Annotated in this window: 16 protein-coding genes; 10 read left to right on the top strand and 6 right to left on the bottom strand. The window is 64.4% G+C overall.

Annotation, left to right across the window (positions count from 1 at the left end; genetic code table 11):
- The first annotated feature begins 119 nt into the window (after positions 1-119).
- Positions 120-875 (top strand): 2OG-Fe(II) oxygenase, encoded by a 756-nt coding sequence (locus AB7531_RS32135; protein WP_063984671.1) that lies wholly within the window; start codon positions 120-122, stop codon positions 873-875.
- 9 nt (positions 876-884) lie between these two features.
- On the top strand, positions 885-1,538 hold the full coding sequence (gene alkB / locus AB7531_RS32130) for a DNA oxidative demethylase AlkB (protein WP_063984670.1): 654 nt from the start codon (positions 885-887) through the stop codon (positions 1,536-1,538).
- 131 nt (positions 1,539-1,669) lie between these two features.
- Here alkB and AB7531_RS32125 read toward each other — a convergent pair whose 3' ends face one another.
- The 6 genes from AB7531_RS32125 to hpaH all read right to left on the bottom strand — a co-directional run bounded on the left by AB7531_RS32125 (position 1,670) and on the right by hpaH (position 8,182).
- The gene (locus tag AB7531_RS32125) at positions 1,670-3,295 is read right to left on the bottom strand and encodes a thiamine pyrophosphate-dependent enzyme (protein ID WP_063984669.1); all 1,626 of its coding nucleotides are present in this window, start codon (positions 3,293-3,295) and stop codon (positions 1,670-1,672) included.
- Positions 3,296-3,339: 44 nt separating this feature from the next.
- A complete protein-coding gene (locus AB7531_RS32120) occupies positions 3,340-4,209 on the bottom strand; it encodes a fumarylacetoacetate hydrolase family protein (protein WP_063984668.1) in 870 nt (289 codons plus the stop codon).
- 194 nt (positions 4,210-4,403) lie between these two features.
- Positions 4,404-5,387, bottom strand: a complete 984-nt coding sequence (gene hpaD, locus AB7531_RS32115; protein WP_063984667.1) for a 3,4-dihydroxyphenylacetate 2,3-dioxygenase — start codon at positions 5,385-5,387, stop codon at positions 4,404-4,406.
- A gap of 27 nt (positions 5,388-5,414) precedes the next feature.
- Positions 5,415-6,953 carry a 5-carboxymethyl-2-hydroxymuconate semialdehyde dehydrogenase gene (gene hpaE, locus AB7531_RS32110; RefSeq protein WP_063984666.1) on the bottom strand — a complete coding sequence of 513 codons (1,539 nt, stop codon included), beginning with the start codon at positions 6,951-6,953 and terminating at the stop codon, positions 5,415-5,417.
- Positions 6,946-7,344 carry a 5-carboxymethyl-2-hydroxymuconate Delta-isomerase gene (locus tag AB7531_RS32105; RefSeq protein WP_038957103.1) on the bottom strand — a complete coding sequence of 133 codons (399 nt, stop codon included), beginning with the start codon at positions 7,342-7,344 and terminating at the stop codon, positions 6,946-6,948. Before AB7531_RS32105 ends, hpaE begins: the two co-directional genes overlap by 8 nt.
- A gap of 31 nt (positions 7,345-7,375) precedes the next feature.
- Positions 7,376-8,182 (bottom strand): 2-oxo-hept-4-ene-1,7-dioate hydratase, encoded by an 807-nt coding sequence (hpaH, locus tag AB7531_RS32100; protein WP_063984665.1) that lies wholly within the window; start codon positions 8,180-8,182, stop codon positions 7,376-7,378.
- 125 nt (positions 8,183-8,307) lie between these two features.
- On the opposite strand from hpaH, the gene hpaR reads away from it, so the two are divergent.
- From hpaR to AB7531_RS32060, 8 genes are all read left to right on the top strand, one after another.
- Complete coding sequence (gene hpaR / locus AB7531_RS32095; protein WP_063984664.1) at positions 8,308-8,823, top strand: homoprotocatechuate degradation operon regulator HpaR; 516 nt, start codon at positions 8,308-8,310, stop codon at positions 8,821-8,823.
- Positions 8,824-9,128: 305 nt separating this feature from the next.
- Positions 9,129-10,274 (top strand): ABC transporter substrate-binding protein, encoded by a 1,146-nt coding sequence (locus AB7531_RS32090; protein WP_063984663.1) that lies wholly within the window; start codon positions 9,129-9,131, stop codon positions 10,272-10,274.
- A gap of 83 nt (positions 10,275-10,357) precedes the next feature.
- Positions 10,358-11,230: a branched-chain amino acid ABC transporter permease gene (locus AB7531_RS32085; RefSeq protein WP_063984662.1), complete on the top strand. Its 873-nt coding sequence runs from the start codon at positions 10,358-10,360 to the stop codon at positions 11,228-11,230.
- Positions 11,227-13,005, top strand: coding sequence for a branched-chain amino acid ABC transporter ATP-binding protein/permease (locus tag AB7531_RS32080; protein WP_063984661.1), 1,779 nt, complete (start codon positions 11,227-11,229; stop codon positions 13,003-13,005). Before AB7531_RS32085 ends, AB7531_RS32080 begins: the two co-directional genes overlap by 4 nt.
- Complete coding sequence (locus AB7531_RS32075) at positions 13,005-13,733, top strand: ABC transporter ATP-binding protein (RefSeq protein ID WP_063986556.1); 729 nt, start codon at positions 13,005-13,007, stop codon at positions 13,731-13,733. The genes AB7531_RS32080 and AB7531_RS32075 overlap by 1 nt, the downstream gene beginning before the upstream one ends.
- A gap of 15 nt (positions 13,734-13,748) precedes the next feature.
- A complete protein-coding gene (locus AB7531_RS32070; protein ID WP_063984660.1) occupies positions 13,749-14,834 on the top strand; it encodes a malate/lactate/ureidoglycolate dehydrogenase in 1,086 nt (361 codons plus the stop codon).
- Positions 14,835-14,962: 128 nt separating this feature from the next.
- Positions 14,963-15,739 (top strand): HpcH/HpaI aldolase family protein, encoded by a 777-nt coding sequence (locus tag AB7531_RS32065; protein WP_028146930.1) that lies wholly within the window; start codon positions 14,963-14,965, stop codon positions 15,737-15,739.
- A 159-nt stretch (positions 15,740-15,898) separates the two neighbouring features.
- Positions 15,899-17,422 carry a UxaA family hydrolase gene (locus tag AB7531_RS32060; protein ID WP_071915717.1) on the top strand — a complete coding sequence of 508 codons (1,524 nt, stop codon included), beginning with the start codon at positions 15,899-15,901 and terminating at the stop codon, positions 17,420-17,422.
- Positions 17,423-17,425 lie beyond the last annotated feature (3 nt).

Here is a 17,425-nt window from a genome sequence, read left to right as displayed (position 1 = left end):
CCAGGCTGGTTCCGCGGAGGCAGTCTGGATTGCTTCGTCGCAAGGGCTCCTCGCAATGACGGGGAGATAATCGGGAATCGGGTGGCGGCGGGCGGATCGATCTTGCGAAAGTCGTAGCTATGACAGCAACAGCACGCAAATCGCCTCAATCGCCTCATAAGTCGGCCGCCGACCTCGCCGCCCATGTCGACACCCTCGACTGGCCGCAGATCACGGCCGAGCTCGACTCCCAGGGCAGCGCCGTCCTGAAGAATCTGCTGGCGCCCGACCTATGCCGCGCCATCGCCGCGCTCTATCCCGATGATGCGGGCTTCCGCAGCCGCATCGTCATGGGCCGCCACGGGTTTGGCCGTGGCGAGTACAAATATTTCTCCTACCCGCTGCCCGATCTGATCGCGGAGCTCCGCCCGGCGCTCTATGCGCATCTTCAGGGCGTTGCCAATCGTTGGAACGAGGCGATGGGGATCGACATCCGTTATCCAGCCGCGCATGCGGCGTTCCTCAAGCGCTGCCACGAGGCAGGCCAGGCGCGGCCGACGCCGCTGCTGCTGCAGTACGAGACCGGCGATTTCAACTGCCTGCACCAGGATCTCTATGGCGAGCACGTGTTTCCGCTCCAGGTCGCGATCCTCTTGTCCGAGCCGGGACGCGATTTCACCGGCGGTGAGTTCGTGCTGACCGAGCAGCGCCCGCGCATGCAGTCGCGTGCCGAGGTCGTGCCGCTGATGCAGGGCGATGCGGTCGCTTTCGCCGTGCATCACCGCCCGGTGCAGGGGACACGCGGGACTTACCGCGTTAATCTCCGCCATGGCGTCAGCCGGATCAGGTCCGGCCAGCGCCACACGCTGGGTGTGATCTTCCATGATGCCAAATGAGCGTTGCGATTGACGGGTGATCTGTTCGACACCGCCGCCGAGGCACAGCCGTCGCGCGAGGAGATCGCCGACGGTGCCGTCTTGCTGCGCGGGTTCGTCAGGCCGATCGAGAGCGAGTTGATCGCCGCCGTGCGCGCGATCGTGACACAGTCGCCGTTCCGCCGCATGACCACGCCCGGCGGCCACCTGATGTCGGTGGCGATGACCAATTGCGGCGAGCGCGGCTGGATCACCGATCACACCGGCTATCGCTATGATCCCATCGATCCGCGAACCGGCGCGCCATGGCCCCAGATGCCGACGGTGCTTCGCGACCTGGCCCGAGGCGCGGCGGAGCAGGGCGGGTTCACCGGCTTTGCGCCCGACGCCTGCCTCGTCAATCGCTACGAGCCCGGCACGCGGCTGTCGCTGCATCAGGACAAGGACGAGCTGGACTATTCGGCGCCGATCGTCTCGGTCTCGCTTGGGCTGCCCGCGACCTTCCTGTTCGGCGGCCTGGCGCGCAGCGACAAGCCACGCCGCTTCCGGCTTGTCCATGGCGACGTGGTCGTCTGGGGCGGAGCTAGCAGGCTCGCCTATCACGGCGTCGCGCCGCTCGCCGATGGCGAGCACGCGCTGCTGGGAAGGAAGCGGATCAATTTGACCTTCCGCCGGACGCGCTGACGCTTCTCGTCATTCCGGGATGCGCCGTAAGGCGCAGGCCCGGAATCCATACTGCCGATCGTGGTTATGGATTCTCAGATGCGCAATCGCGCATCATAGCTCGCGCTACGCGCGCCCCGGAATGACAACAACTACGGCTTCGGCGGATGAATAAACGCCCAGGGGCTGACTTCCGAATCCCGCGTCACCTCGATCGAAATCAGATATGGCCCGCCATGGGCCAGCGCCTTTTCCATCGCCGCCTTGAACTGGTCCGGCGCGGTGACGCGCGCAGCAGCCACACCAAAGGACTCCGCGAGCTTGACGAAATCCGGATTGACCAGATCGGACGCCACCACGCGGCCGTTAAAGCGCTCGCGCTGGTCGCGGCGGACATTGCCATAGGCGTTGTTGTTGAACACCAGCGTCACCACGCCGATGTTGAACTGCACGGCGGTGGCAAGCTCCTGCACGCCGAACATGAAGCCGCCGTCGCCGGTGATCGCGACCACCGGCTTGTCGGGATTGGCCACCTTGGCCCCGAGCGCGGTGGGGAAGCCCGAGCCGAGCGTGCCCTGATAGCCTGACGTGATGAAGGTGCGCGGCTCGTAGATCGGAAAGCCGTACCAGGAGGCGAAGCCGAACTGCGATAATTCATCGGTGACGATCGCGTTCGCCGGCAGCACCTCGCGCAGGATGTTGAGATACGCCATCTGCGGCTGGATGCTCTGGATCTCCGCCAGCGCGGCCGCGGTGGCCTCGCGGATCGCGGCGCGGCGGCCGGCGGTCTTGCCGTAGCCGGCCTTGCTGACCGCTTGGATCAGATCGGCGGTCGCGGTCTTGGCATCGGCGACGATGGCGGTGTCGGAGATGAAGCGCCGCATCTCGACGGGATCGATGTCGATGCGGATGCTCTTCAACCCGTCGGGCCGATACGGCCAGCGCGACATGGTCGGCAGCTCCAGCCGCGAGCCGATGCCGATCATGAGATCGGTCTTCGGCCACAGCTTGTAGGCGGCCGCCATCGTGAGCCCCAGCTCATGCGCGTTGGAGACGATGCCGCGCCCGCTGCGGAAGGCGACGACGGGTGCATCGATCATCTCGGCGAGCTCGAGGATTTCGTCGCGCGCCTCGATCGCGCCGCTGCCGACGAAGATCATCGGCGCCTTGCTGCTCCTGATCACCGCGGCCGCCTGCGTGATCAGATCAGGGTCGGGCAATGGCGCGGGCAGCGGCTCCAGCACCTTTGCGGCACAGGTGTCCGCGCGCTGGGTGAAGACGTCCCAGGGCATCTCGACCGAGGCAGGGCCGCGCCGCCCGGACGTCATTTCCTGGAAGGCGCGCGACACGGTGGTCGGCGCGTTGCCGGGCGTTTCAATCCGATCCGCCCATTTCACATAGGTGCGCAAGGTGGCGAGCTGGTCCGGCATCTCGTGCAGATGGCCGCGGCCCTTGCCCAGAAACTGCGTCGGCACCTGGCCGGTGACGCACAGCACCGGCTCGTTGCAGCCGTAGGCGGTCAGCAGCGCCGCACTCGCGTTGAGCACGCCGGGGCCGGGCACCACGCTGAACACACCGGGCTTGCCGCTGGAGCGCGCATAGCCGAACGCCATGTAGCCGCAGGCTTGCTCGTGCCGCGCGCCGATCACCTTGAGCTGGGCCTGGTGGAAGGCGTCGAACAGACCGTAGACCTGCGCGCCGGGCAGGCCGAACACGGTGTCGACGCCGTGGGCGACAAGGCCGCTTACGATCGCTTCGCCGCCGGTGAGGGTGGTCATTGTACTATTCCATTTCGATTGTTGTCAGGCTTCTTCGATTGTTGTCAGGCTTCGTCGACGACGCCATTCCGTAGCATGCCGATGCCTTCGGCTTCGACCTCGATGACATCGCCGGGCGTCAGATAGCGCGGCGGATCGAACCGCGCACCGGCACCGGTCGGCGTGCCCGTCACAATGATGTCACCGGGGACCAGCGTCGCGAAGGTCGAGATATAGCTGATGAGATAGCGGAACGGGAACATCAGCCGGCTGGTGCGGTCGTCCTGCCGGAGCTCGCCGTTGACATGCGTGGTGAGCCTGATGTCGGCGATCTGCGCTTCCCGCGTGTAGGGCACCAGCCACGGGCCGAGGCTGCCGCTGGAATCAAAATTCTTGCCCTGCGTGACGTTGAACTTGGCGTGGCGAAGCCAGTCGCGCACCGAGCCTTCGTTGCAGAGCGTGAGCGCTGCGATGTGGTCGAGCGCGGCGCTTTCCGCGATGTGCCGGCCCGCCTTGCCGATGACAAGCACGATCTCGCCTTCGTAGTCGAGCTGCGCTGACGCGCGCGGGCGCACCAAAGGCGTGTCGTGGCCGACGAAGGAGCGAGGCGAGCGCATGAACATGCTCGGATATTTCGGCGCCTCCTGGCCGTCCTTGTACTCGGCATTGCGGTCGGGATAGTTGACGCCGATGCAGATGATCTTTTCCGGTGCGGGCACCGGCGGCAGCCAGGTGATGTCGCCGAGCGCGTGGTCTGGCGTCAGGCTGGCGGCCTCCTCGGCAAGGCTCACGAGCTTTCCGGCGGCGATCACTTCGCGCAGCGTCGGATAGTCTTTTGCGTGGCGTGCGGAGAGATCGACGATGCCGCCCTCAAGGACGGCGCCGTACTTGGTTTCACCCTTGACGGAATAGGTGGCGAGGCGAGGGAGCTTCATTGGTGACTCTTCACTTCCTGTCGTCCCGGCGAACGCCGGGACCCATACCGCGGAATCTATCGATTGGATGAGGTAGGAGTACCGAACAACGGGTCTTCGCCAAACTCCTCCCTGTGGTTATGGGTCCCTGCTCCCGTGCGCAATTGCGCACTAGGCAGGGACGACGAAGAGAGAGGCTTTGCCTGTCATCGGCATTAATCCGCCACCAGCACGTCGGCCACGAACTTCGGCTCACGCACGGCCTGCCCGCTGAACGGCGAGCCCTGCTCGAACCAGGACCGCGGCGCCGGCGCGCCCCACAGCGTCTGGCGGCGCGGATCGCGCAGCGACCAGCGCAGCGGCTCGTGGTCGTGATCGCCGGTGAAATAATCGCTGGTGTAAAGTTCGAGACGGTGCCCGTCGGGGTCGCGCACGTACAGGAAGAACGCATTCGAGATGCCGTGGCGTCCCGGTCCGCGTTCGATGTTCTTGACGAAGCCTTGCGAGGCCATCACGTCGCAGAGATGGATGATGTTCATCGCCGTCGGCGTCCAATAGGCGAAGTGGTGCAGGCGCGGGCCCTTGCCGTTGGTGATGGCGAAGTCGTGGACATTGCCCTTGCGATGCATCCAGGCAGCCGCAATGCGCCCGTTCGGTCCGTCCTCCTCGGCGTATTCGGTGAGACGGAAGCCGAGCCGGGCATAGAAGTCGACGGTATCCTGCACCTCGGCGGCGAAGACGTTGAAATGATCGAGCCGCTGCGGATGGCATCCCCTGTAGAGATCGTAGCGGCGAAGCAGATGCGGGCGGCGGTCCATCGACGCGTAGAGCTCGATCTGGAAGCCGAAGGGGTCGGTGAATTGCAGCGTGCGGCCCTGGAAGGGCTGGTCGACGAAGGCGTAGGAGAGACCGTTCTCCGAGAGGAAGGAGGCGGCCTTGTCGAGGTCTTTGTCGTTGCCGACCTTGAAGCCGAGCCGGGCGCAGGCGGGTACCGCCGCCTTGCGCAACACCAGCGAGTGATGCTGGTGCTCCTCGGCTGCGCGCAGGTAAACGACCTTGTCGTCGGCATCCTCGACATGCAGCCCGACGGTGGTTTCGTAGAACGCACGGCTGAGCTTCAGGTCAGTCACGTCGAGCACGACGTGGCTGGAGCGGATGATGTTGAACGGCGGTTCGAAGATGTGTTGCGGTACGGGCATCGGCGTTTCCCCTCGGCTCGACGAGCGTCAGATTCCCAATTTCTGAATCTTGTGCGTGCCCCGCGCCAGCGAGACGTGCTTGGTTTCCATGTAGAAGTCGAACGAGTAGTCGCCGCCGTCGCGGCCGATGCCTGAGGCCTTCATGCCGCCGAACGGCGTCGGCAGATGGCGAACGTTTTCCGAGTTGAGCCAGATCATGCCGGCCTCCAGCGCGTCGGCAACGCGCAGTGCGCGGCCGACGTCGTTGGTCCAGACATAGCCGGTCAGGCCATAGCGGATGTCGTTGGCGATCTCGATGGCGTCGGCTTCGTCCTTGAAGGGCAGCACGGTGAGGAAGGGGCCGAACACTTCCTCTTGCGCCACGCGCATCTTGCCGGTTGCGCCGGTCACCAGTGTCGGCTCGACGTAATGTCCGCCGCCCGGGCCGTCATAGGTCTTGCCGCCGACGGCGATCACAGCGCCGTCCTGCCGCGCGACGTCGAAATAGGAGCACACTTTGGCCAGGTGCCGCTCGTGGATCAGCGGCCCGATCTCGGTGGCGGGATCGAGCGGATGGCCGACCTTGAGTGCCTTCACGCGCGCGGTCAGCTTCTCGATGAATGTCTCGGCAATGTCTTGCTGGATCAGCAGACGGCTCGACGACGTGCAGCGCTCGCCGTTGAGGGAGTAGATCATGAACACGACGGCATCGAGCGCGCGGTCGAGATCGGCGTCGTCGAACACGATCACCGGGTTCTTGCCGCCGAGCTCGAAATGCACGCGCTTCAAGGTCGGCGCGCCCTGAACCATGATCGCCGACCCCGTCGCGCTCTCGCCGACGAAGCCGATCGCCTTGATCGCCGGATGCTCGGTCAGGGCCTTGCCTGCCTCCTCGCCAAAACCGTGCACGGTGTTGAGCACACCGTCGGGAACGCCGGCTTCCTTGACGAGCCTTGCCAGAATGGCGGCCGTCACCGGTGACCACTCGGCCGGCTTGTGCACGACGGTGCAGCCCGCGGCCAGCGCCGGGGCGATCTTCCAGGTCGAGAGCATGAACGGCGTGTTCCACGGCGTGATCACGCCGACCGGGCCGATCGGCACGCGGGTCGAGATATTCCAGTGCTCGTCGCTCGGCGTGTTCTGGCCATCGCGCGCCTCGGCGCACTTGTCGGCGAAGAAGCGAAAATTCTCGGCGGCGCGGATCGCTGCCTTGGCCATGAAGCGATAGGCTTGGCCGGTGTCGATGCATTCGAGCACGGCGATGTCGTCGGCATTGTCCTCGATCGCGTCGGCGACGCGGTGCAGCAGCTTCTTCCGCATCGCCGGCCCCATGTCGCGCCAGGACTTGAAGGCCAGCGTAGCGGCCGTGGCTGCGGCGTCGATGTCTTCGGCGTTGCCGCGTGCGACGCTCGCAAGCGTGGCGCCATCGACCGGCGACTTCGTCTCGAATGCCTCACCGGAGATCGAGGGGACGATCTTGCCGTCGATCATGTGGCCGATGCCGTCGGCCCGCAGCTTCTTCAGCAGCGGTGCGGCGCGGTCACGATTGGCCTGGAACACATCGGCTTTCGGCGTGGGCTTATCCATGGGCAGCTTCCACTTTCAGGGCGTCGTGGATGTTGTTGCGCTTCCAGCTCGTGTCCTTGTCGTTGATCTGCATGTCGAACGACAGGGCGAACTTGCTGGCGGCGAAGACGGGATCGAGATGTTTTGAAAGCGCTTGGAAGACGTGCTCGCCGGCTTTCTGACGCGTAGGAAGGTCGCGGCCTTCGCCGATGCGCAGCACCATGTCGAGAAAGCCGTAGTCCTGTCGCGCGTCGGCGATCGCATAGTGCTCGCATCTAATGGCGCGGACGCGGATGCCGCCGAGCGGGAAGATGCCGGTCTCGACCGCCGCCTTCCGCACCACCTCGCAGACCGCGCCGATGTCGAGGCGGCCGTCGAGATTGGCCGAATATTCGATGGTGAAATGCGGCATCGCGGTTTCACTCCCTGTCTTTTTTGTTCGTCTAAGCGAAGTAGCAGCTCACCGAGCCGTAGGCGCCATAATCGGCCTGAATTGTGTCGCCCTTGCGGGTCTCGATCGGACGGATGAAGGAGCCGGCAAGCACGATCTGGCCGGGCTCGAGCGCAAGGCCGAGCGGCGCGATCTTGTTGGCGAGCCAGGCCACGGCGGTTGCGGGATGATTGAGCACGCCGGCGGCAAGGCCCGTCTCCTCGAGCTGGCCGTTCTTGAAGCAGAGCGCGCCGATCCAGCGCAGGTCGGCGTCCAGCGGGCGGATCGGACGTCCACCGAGCACGATGCCGGCATTCGCCGCGTTGTCGGCGACGGTGTCGAAGATTTTTCGTGTCGCCTTGGTGCCGGGATCGACACGTTCGATGCGCGTGTCCAGGATCTCCAGCGCCGGCACGACGAAGTCGGTGGCGTTGAGCACGTCGAACATCGTGCAGTCCGGCCCCGCGAGGCGCTTGCTCATGACGAAGGCGAGCTCGGCCTCGACGCGCGTGGCGATGAAGCGCTCGGTCGGGACGAGGCCGCCATCGGCAAAGAACATGTCGTCGAGCAGCACGCCGGAATCCGGCTCGTCGATATTGAGCGCGCTCTGCATCGCCTTCGAGGTCAAGCCGATCTTGTGGCCTTTGACGGTGCGGCCTTCCGCGAGCTTGAGGTCGACCCAGGCCTTCTGAATCGCGTAGGCGTCAGCGATGGTAATGCCCGGAAAATCCTGCGAGAGCTGCCGGATCTGGGTGCGGGTCTTCTCCGCCTGGTGCAGACGGTTCGCACAAGCTTGGATATCGTCGTTGGAAAGCGCCATCTGTGATCTTACAAATCGTGGTGCCCGGAGATACTTAACATGTTAAGTGGATGCGTCAAACACAATTTGGGTTTGCTGCACTGCAAACATTTTGCGGCTTGAAAGGGCGGCTTTGAAAGGACGACATGACGAAGAGACCGGCTGATCCCGCGAACGGAAGTGAGCCCGCCGCACGGCAGGTGCCGATGCGTGACTTCTCGCGTTCGCTGCCGATGTCGCTGCTCAGGGCACGTGAAGCGGTGATGCGGCAATTTCGTCCCAAGCTGCGCGAGCACGGCCTGACCGAGCAGCAATGGCGCATCCTCCGCGCATTGGCAGCCATCGAGGCCGCGGAGGTGACTGAGCTTGCGCGCACGGCATTTCTCCTCGGCCCGAGCCTGTCGCGCATCCTGCGCGATCTCGAGGCGCGCAATCTGATCGAGCGCAAGACCGCGAAGGTGGACCAGCGCCGCAGCATGGTCTCGATCTCGAAGGAGGGCGTGAAGCTGATGGCCGCGGTCGCCCCATCCTCGGAGGCGATCTACGCCGAGATCACGCAACGCTTCGGCGCGCGCAAGCTCGCCGAGTTGCAGGAGATGCTCGGTCAGTTGGAATCGTGTCTCGCTTCCACGGACGCGAGTGACGTCACGGATGAAACGTAACGGCAAATTTGCATGATCACTTTCCAACTACGCATGACTGTCATCATTGCATAACGCGTGGGCAGCGCGATCGCCGCGAAATGCGTGAAAATGCCGTGAGAAATCGCTGAGAATAGACAGCCGTCGCGGGTGTTGATCACTATTGGGTGCGCGCTCTGCGCAGTTAGTCGATGTTGGCGCAATATCAATTTACTCGTATCGGCAGAATTCGTAAGTAGCATCCGGTCCTGTATTCAGCGATAGAGCCAAAACAGAACCAAGACCAAGAAGGGCCGACAAGGATGCCCGGCCCCAGGGAGGAATGAATGAGACTGACGAGACGCGACTTCGCGGCCGGAATTGCTGCCGGCATTGCCGCGCCATACCTCATCAAGAGCGCGCATGCGCAAGGCGCCACCATCAAGATCGGCATGTGCGCGCCCGTCACCGGTCCAGCCGCTGAATCCGGCGGTTACGCCATCAAGGGCGCCAAGCTCGCGCTCGAAGCTGTGAACAAAGCCGGCGGTATCCTGGGAAAGCAGGGCGAGCTGATCGTCGAGGACGACCAGACCACCAATCCCGGCATCGTGCTCGCTTTCTCCAAGCTCGCCGCGCAGTCCGACATCGTCGGGTTCCTCGGCTCGATCCGTTCGACCCAGGTGCACGCGATGGCGCCCGACGTGATCAAGCTTGGCAAGCCCGTGATGATCGGCGGCACCGATCCTAACCTCACCCACATGGGCAATCAGTGGCTGTTCCGCTGCCGCCCCAATGACAGCTATTCCGGTCGCGTCATCGCCGAATACGGCGTCAATACGCTCGGCAAGAAAAAGTGGGCCGTGCTGCACTCGACCGACGCTTTTGGCACCGCCGGCGGCAAGGCGTTGACCGCCGCGCTCGAAAAGCTCGGTGCCCCCTCGGTGCTCGACCAAGGCTACGCCAACCAGAGCCAGGACTTCACCCCGGTCGTGCTCGCGATCAAGCAGTCGGGTGCCGACATTCTCGGTTCCTACTTCACCTTCGAGAACGATCTCGGCATCTTCGCCCGGCAGCTCCGTCAGCTCGGCGTGAACATTCCCTGGGTCGGCTCGCCCTCGATCGTCAACATCACCGCGTTGAAGCTCGCGGGTCCCGCGCTGTACAATACATATGGCGTTGCCGATTATGCCGAGAATTCCAGCGAAGGCTCGAAGGCGTTCGGCAAGATCTACCGTGATGCGGTCAAGGTCGCGCCCGACAACCAGAGCTCCTGGACCTTCGACGCCATCAGCGTCTTGTCGGCGGCCATCAACAAGGCCGGCACGACCGATCCGGCCAAGGTCCGCGAAGCCATCCTCGCGATCAAGAAGTTCCCGGGTGCCGAGGGCGAATACAATTTCGACCAGAACGGCGATGGTCTCCACGGCTACAACATCGTGAAGAACGAGAAGGGCAACATCGTCTTCGACAAGCACATCGAGTTCAACGACTGACGTTGAAACGGCCTCCCCGATTTCGATCGGGGAGGTCGAACCGTCTTTCGGCGAACGCATCCGACCTCCAACAGAAGCTTGTCATGGATCTCGCCCTACAACTCCTTTTTACCGGCATCGGTATCGGCGCCGTCTACGCGCTCGTCGCGCTCGGCTTCGTGCTGATCTTCCGTGCCACCAACGTGGTGAATTTCGCCCAGGGCGAATTCTCCATGGTCGCGGCCTATCTGATGGTCGTCGCGGTCGAAGCCGGTCTGCCCTATTGGGCGGCCTTCATCGTCGCGCTGCTCGGCATGGCGCTGCTCGGTGTCATCTTCAATCTCGGCGTCTATTATCCGCTGCGTCACCGCACCTATCTGCCTGTGATCATCGCCACCATCGGCGCCTCGATCCTGATGGCGAATTCGGTGCTCGCGATCTACGGCCCGCAGCCGCAGGTGCTGGAAGGCTGGTTTGAGACGCCGGGCATTCAGGTCGGCCCGGTCTATCTCGACAGCCAGTATCTGCTGATCATCGGCGTCACCATCTGTCTCGTGATCTTCAATTTCTGGTTCTTCGAGAAGACGCTGCTCGGCAAGAAGCTGCAGGCGACCTCGCAGGACAAGGAAATGGCCTCGCTGCTCGGCATTTCCGTCTCCACCATGATCATGATCACCTTCATCTATTCGGCGGTGCTTGGCGGCCTTGCCGGCATCCTCGTCGCGCCCGTGCTGTTCGTCTCGATCCAGATGGGCTCGACGATCGCGCTGAAGGCGTTCGCGGCCACCATCATCGGCGGCTTTGGCGACGTTGCCGGCGCCATCATCGGCGGTCTCGCGCTCGGCGTGATCGAGACCTTTGGTGCGGCCTATATCTCGGTGCCCTACAAGGACGGCTTCGCCTTCCTGGTGCTGGTCGCCTTCCTGATCTTCCGGCCGCAAGGCATCTTCGGCGAACGCGTGGCGGAAAAGGCATGAGCGCCCCCAGCGACAACATGCCGATCCCGGCGCCCGCCATCCGTTCGAAACCGCTCGTGATCCGGCACCTGCCGTACTTCATCGGCGCGGCGATCCTGGTCGCGCTCGCGGCCAACATGCGCTTCGACGGATACGTCCATAACATCCTGCTTCAGGCCACCACGTTCTCGATCGCGGTGTTCGGGCTCTCGGTGGTGCTCGGCCTGTGCGGCCAGATCAATCTGGCGCAGGCCGCGTTCTTCGGGCTCGGCGCCTATGCGGTCGGCATGGGCACGACGGATCTGCAGCTCAGCTTCTGGCTGTGTCTCGTCGGCGGCTGCGTGATCTCGCTGCTCGCGGGCGCGTTCCTCGGCATGTCCACGCTGCGGCTCGGCGGTCATTATCTCGCGATGGTGACGATCTCGTTCCAGCAGATCGTCACGCTGGTGATGATCAACGCGATCTGGCTCACGCGCGGTCCCGACGGCGTCCCCAACATCAAGCGTCCCGAGCTGTTCCAGTCGTCGCAAAGCTATCTCGCCTTCTGCGTCGCGATGCTGGCGATCGTCGGTTATCTGGTCTGGCATCTCTCCGACACCAAGCTCGGTCGTGCCATGCGCGCTGTCCGCGACAACGAGCTTGCGGCTGGTGTCAACGGCATCGACGTGTTCCGCACCAAGATCTACGCCTTCGCGCTCTGTGCGCTGCTCGGCGGACTCGCGGGCGGATTGTTCGCCGGCGGCTTCGCCTATGTCAGCCCCGATCAGTTCTCCTTTGCGGAATCGATCGTGTTCCTGACCATGTCGCTGCTCGGCGGCGTGGCCTCGCCGATCGGTTCTGCCATCGGCACGGGTCTGTTGATCCTGATCCCGGAATGGCTGCGCTTCCTCAAGAGCGTGCCGGGCCTTTATCTCGCGATCTACGGCCTGTTCGTGATCCTGATCATTCGCTTCATGCCTGACGGCATATGGGGCTTTGTTGCGGACGCCTTCACGCGCTGGCGCGCCAAGATCAAGGCGCCGCCGGCAGCGGCTGCCCTGCAATTGAAGCCGGCGACGATCGGCGGCGACACGGTGCTGGAAGTCACCGGCCTGTCGAAGCATTTCGGTGGCCTGAAGGCGGTCGACGGTGTCGACATCGCTGTGAAGCGCGGCGGTGTGCATGCGCTGATCGGGCCGAACGGCTCGGGCAAGACCACGACGCTCAACGTGCTCTCAGGGCTCTATGTGGCCACCGCAGGCAAGATCGTGCTCGACGGCACCGACATCACCCACATGCCGCCGCATCAGCGCACGGCGTCGGGTCTCGGGCGCACCTTCCAGAACATCCGCCTGTTCCGCTCGATGACGGCGCTGGAGAACGTCGAGATCGGCGCGGAACGGCCCGGTAACACCATGGTCGGGAAGGGCGACGACGCCCTGACCGAGCGTGCGATGGAGGCACTGACCTTCGTCGGGCTCGGCAGCCGCGCCAACGAGCTGATATCGAGCTTCTCCTACGGCCATCAGCGGCTGATCGAGATCGCTCGTGCGCTCGCGTCGAACCCGACGCTGCTGCTGCTCGACGAGCCCGCGGCCGGCCTCAACTCGACCGAGAAGCTGGAGCTGCACGAGCTGCTCAAGCGCATCGCGGCGCAGGGCCTGACCATCCTGATCATCGATCACGACATGACGCTGGTCTCGGAAGCGGCCCAGCACATCACCGTGCTCAACTTCGGACGCCGTATCGCGGACGGCGAATCTCTGGCCGTGCTGCGTCATCCCGACGTCGTCTCCGCCTATCTCGGGAGCGAATGATGCCGTTGCTCGAAATCCGCAATCTGGTGGTGCGCTACGGCGAGATCGAAGCGCTGCGCGGGGTGACCTGCGCGGTGGAGCAGGGGCAGGTGGTGACGCTGCTCGGGGCCAACGGCGCCGGCAAGTCCACGACCTTGCGTGCCATCTCCGGCCTCGCCAAGCCGACCTCCGGCGACATCCTTTTCGACGGTAAGTCGATCGCAGGTCTTGGTCCGGAAGCGATCGTCCGCATGGGTATCTCGCACGTGCCGGAAGGCCGCAGGGTGTTCCCGGGTCTCACCGTGAAAGAGAACATCATGCTCGGCGCGTCCAATCGCCGGGCGCCGACCTCGGAGATTTCGCGGGAGGCGGACGCGATGTTCGACCTGTTCCCTGACATCCGGAAGTTCACCAACGCGCTCGGCTGGACGCTGTCCGGCGGCCAGTTGCAGATGGTGGCGGTCGCGCGCGGCTTGATGGCCAAGCCGCGGCTGTTGTTGCTCGACGAGCCCTCGCTCGGTCTTGCGCCCGTCATCGTGCAGGCGGTGTTCAAGATCATCTCGGAGATCCGGCGCAACACGACAGTGCTGCTCGTCGAGCAGAATGCGCGCATGGGCCTGTCGGTGGCCGATTACGGCTACGTGCTCGAAACCGGCCGCATCGTGCTCGGCGGCAAGCCCGACGCGCTCTGGGGCAACGAAGCGATCCGCGCCGCCTATCTCGGCGGCCATGCCAAGGTGAATGCTTAACCGGGGAGTTTCTTGATGGTCACGATCCAGGTCCAGAACCTCATCGATTTCGTCGGCGAGGTGTTTGGTCACGCAGAATCCTCGCCGGAGGAGGCGAAGCGGATCGCGACCTATCTCACCACGGCCAATCTCACTGGCCATGACAGCCACGGCGTGATCCGCGTGCCCGTCTACATCCGCTGGCTGAAGACCGGCTTCGTGGTCCCGAACCAGACCGCAGAGGTGGTTGTCGACACGCCCTCGCTCGCGGTGGTCGACGGCAAGTTCGGCTACGGCCAGACCGTAACGCCGCAAGCGGTCAGGATCGGCATCGAGAAGTGCAAGAAGGCGGGCCTTGCCGCTGTTGCGTTGCGCAATGCCGGCCATATCGGCCGCGTCGGCGACTGGGCCGAGATGGCCGCCGCCGATGGGTTGGTCTCCGTGCATTTCGTCAATGCCGCCGGCTCGCTGCTGGTGGCGCCGTTCGGCGGCGTCGAGAAGCGGCTCTCGACCGCGCCTTATTGCGTCGGCATCCCCCGCGAGGGCCAGGATCCGATCGTGCTGGATTTCGCCACCTCGGTCGTCGCCGAAGGCAAGGTGCTGGTCGCAAGCCGCGGCGGCAAGAAGCTGCCGAAGGGCGCACTGGTCGATGCCGACGGGACCCTGAGCGAGGACCCGACCGTGCTCTACGGGCCCTTCACGCCGGAAGGGCCGCGCGATCACACCAAGGGCACCGGCGCGATCCGCGCCTTCGGCGACCACAAGGGATCGGGCCTCGCCTTCATGTGCGAGCTGCTCGGCGGCGCGCTGACCGGAACTGGAGCCACCTCGGGCGAGCGGCGCTTTGCCAACGGCATGCTGGCGTTCTATATCGATCCGAAGGTCGTCGATACCTCCCATGTGTTCGACGCAGAGGTATCGCGCTATACGGACTTCATCCGTGCCACCAAGCCGATGGCGGGGGTCGATCAGGTGCTGATTCCCGGCGATCCCGAGCGGAAAACCCGGGCTGAGCGCACCAAGAACGGCATCCCCTTGCCGGATGACACCTGGGCGGCAATAGTGAGCACCGCCCGCGAGGTCGGCGTCAGCGAAGTCAGCATCCAGCGGGCGACCGCATAGGTCTTGCGTCATTGCGAGCGTAGCGCGGAGCCCCGGTTCGCGGTAACAGCAGAGCCGTGCTGTCGCGGCGCTCGTCATGGTGACGAAGGTCCAAACAACGGTCCAAGCAACAAAAGAAGGAAGGCAACGTGGCGAACAAGGTCAAGGAAATCTGGAAGTCGGGCAAGGCCGTGGTCAACGCGTGGCTCGCGATTCCCTCCGGCTTCTCGGCCGAGATGATCGCGCAATGCGGCTTCGACAGCGTCACCGTCGACATGCAGCACGGCGTGCAGGACTATCTCTCGATGGTGCAGTGCTTCCAGGCGATGGACAAGCATCCCGTGACCCCGATGGTCCGCGTGCCCTGGAACGAGCCCGGCATCATCGGCAAGGTGCTCGATGGCGGCGCCTACGGCGTGATCTGCCCGATGGTGAACACGGCGCAGGAGGCCAAGAACCTCGTCTCGTATTCCAAGTATCCGCCGCAGGGCGTCCGCTCCAACGGCCCGATCCGCGCCGGCATGTACGGCACCGCGGGCTCCTACCAGAAGACCGCGAATGCCGACACCATCCTGCTGCCGATGATGGAGACCAGGACCGCGGTCGAGAACATGGAAGCGATCCTCGACGTCGAGGGCATCGACGGCGTCTATATCGGCCCGTCCGACCTCGGCTTCTCCTACGGCCTCGAGCCGAAGCTCGACCGCAGCGAGCCCGAGATCCTCGCGATCTACGACAAGATCATCAAGGAATGCGCCAAGCGCGGCCTCAACCCGGGTATCCATTGCAGCGGCGCGGAAGGCGCGGCGCGTGCGATCAACATGGGCTTCAAGCTGGTGACGTTGTCCAACGAAGTCGGCCTGATGACGACCTACGCCAAGATGCAGGTCAACGCGACCCGCAAGGATTCGGCCGGGAAGGCCTGATCTCGTGTCCCGGACGCGATGCGGCGCCTAGCGCCGCTTCGCAGAGCCGGGACCCGGTTGCTTGCGAAAGAAACGACACATGGGGCCCCGGCTCAGCAGCGCACCGTTTCACGCTGCGCTGCGTCCGGGGCACGATAGTTTTGATACAGGAGACCTGCCATGACCATCAGCCCCGTCATTCGCCTCCATCCCGATGATGGCGTGCTGATCGCGCGCGCGAGCCTGCCGCCGGGAACATTGGTTGCCGACGGCGTGACCACGGTCGAGCGCATTCCCTCCGGCCACAAGGTCGCGATCAAGCCGATCGCAGTGGGCGAGCCGGTCAGGCGCTACGGACAGATCATCGGCTTTGCGACGGTGCCGATCGCGCCGGGCCAGCACGTGCATACGCAGAACTGCGGCATGGGCGATTTTTCCAAGGACTATGCCTATTGCGCCGACGTCAAGCCGACGCCGAACTTCGATCTGCCGGCGACCTTCGAGGGCATCCGCCGCCCGGATGGCCGCGTCGCCACGCGCAACTATATCGGCATCCTCACCTCGGTGAATTGCAGCGCGCATGTCGCAAGCCTCGTCGCCGACGTCTTCAAGAAGAATCCGTTCACCGGCGACAATCCGCTCGCCGACTTCCCCAATGTCGACGGCGTGGTCGCGCTGACCCACAAGACCGGCTGCGGCATGACGCAGAACGAGCCCTTGGCGCTGCTCCGCCGCACGCTCGGCGGCTATGCGCGTCACGTCAATTTCTCCCACGTCATCGTGCTTGGGCTGGGCTGCGAGGTGAACCAGATCGGCGGCCTGATGGAGGAGCAGAAGCTCGCCGGCCGCCTGCGCGCGATGGACATCCAGGAGGTCGGCGGCACCCGCAAGACTGTCGAAGCGGGTATTGCCTTCGTGCGTGAAGCTCTCGCGGACTCCAACAAGGTCAAGCGCGAATCCGTGCCCGTCAGCGAACTCACCGTGGCCCTGCAATGCGGCGGCTCGGACGGCTATTCCGGCGTATCCGCCAATCCGGCGCTTGGGGCTGCCAGCGATCTCATCGTCCGTCACGGCGGCACCGTGATCCTGTCGGAGACGCCGGAGACCTACGGCGCCGAGCACCTGCTCACGCGCCGCGCCGTCAGCCGCGAGGTCGGCGAGAAGCTGGTCGATCTCATGCGCTGGTGGGACGCGTATACCGAGCGCGAGGGCGCCGAGATGAACGCCAATCCGAGCCCCGGCAACAAGGCCGGCGGCCTCACCACCATTTTGGAGAAATCGCTCGGCGCGATGGCCAAGGCCGGCACCACCAATCTCGTCGACGTGCTGCGCTATGCCGAGCCCATCACCAAGAAGGGTTTCATCTTCATGGACACGCCCGGCTACGATCCGGTCGCGGCGACCGGCCAGGTCGCCGGCGGTGCCAATCTGGTCTGCTTCACCACCGGCCGCGGCAGCGTGTTCGGCTGCAAGCCGGCGCCCTCGATCAAGCTTGCCACCAACACGCCCATGTACAAGCGCATGGAGGAGGACATGGACGTCAATTGCGGCACCATCCTCGAAGGCGAGGAGAGCGTCGAGCAATGCGGCCAGCGCATCTTCGAGCTCATCCTGAAGACGGCGTCCGGACAGCCGACCAAGAGCGAAAGCTTCGATTTCGGCGGTGCCGAATTCGCGCCCTGGGTGCTCGGGGCGACGATGTGAGGC

The sequence above is a fragment of the Bradyrhizobium sp. 63_E2_N1_3 genome, from assembly GCF_052076005.1.
Classification (GTDB): Bacteria; Pseudomonadota; Alphaproteobacteria; order Rhizobiales; family Xanthobacteraceae; genus Bradyrhizobium; species Bradyrhizobium barranii.
The sequence above is the reverse complement of the archived record's forward strand: the minus strand, read 5'-3'. Positions and strand labels throughout refer to the sequence as shown.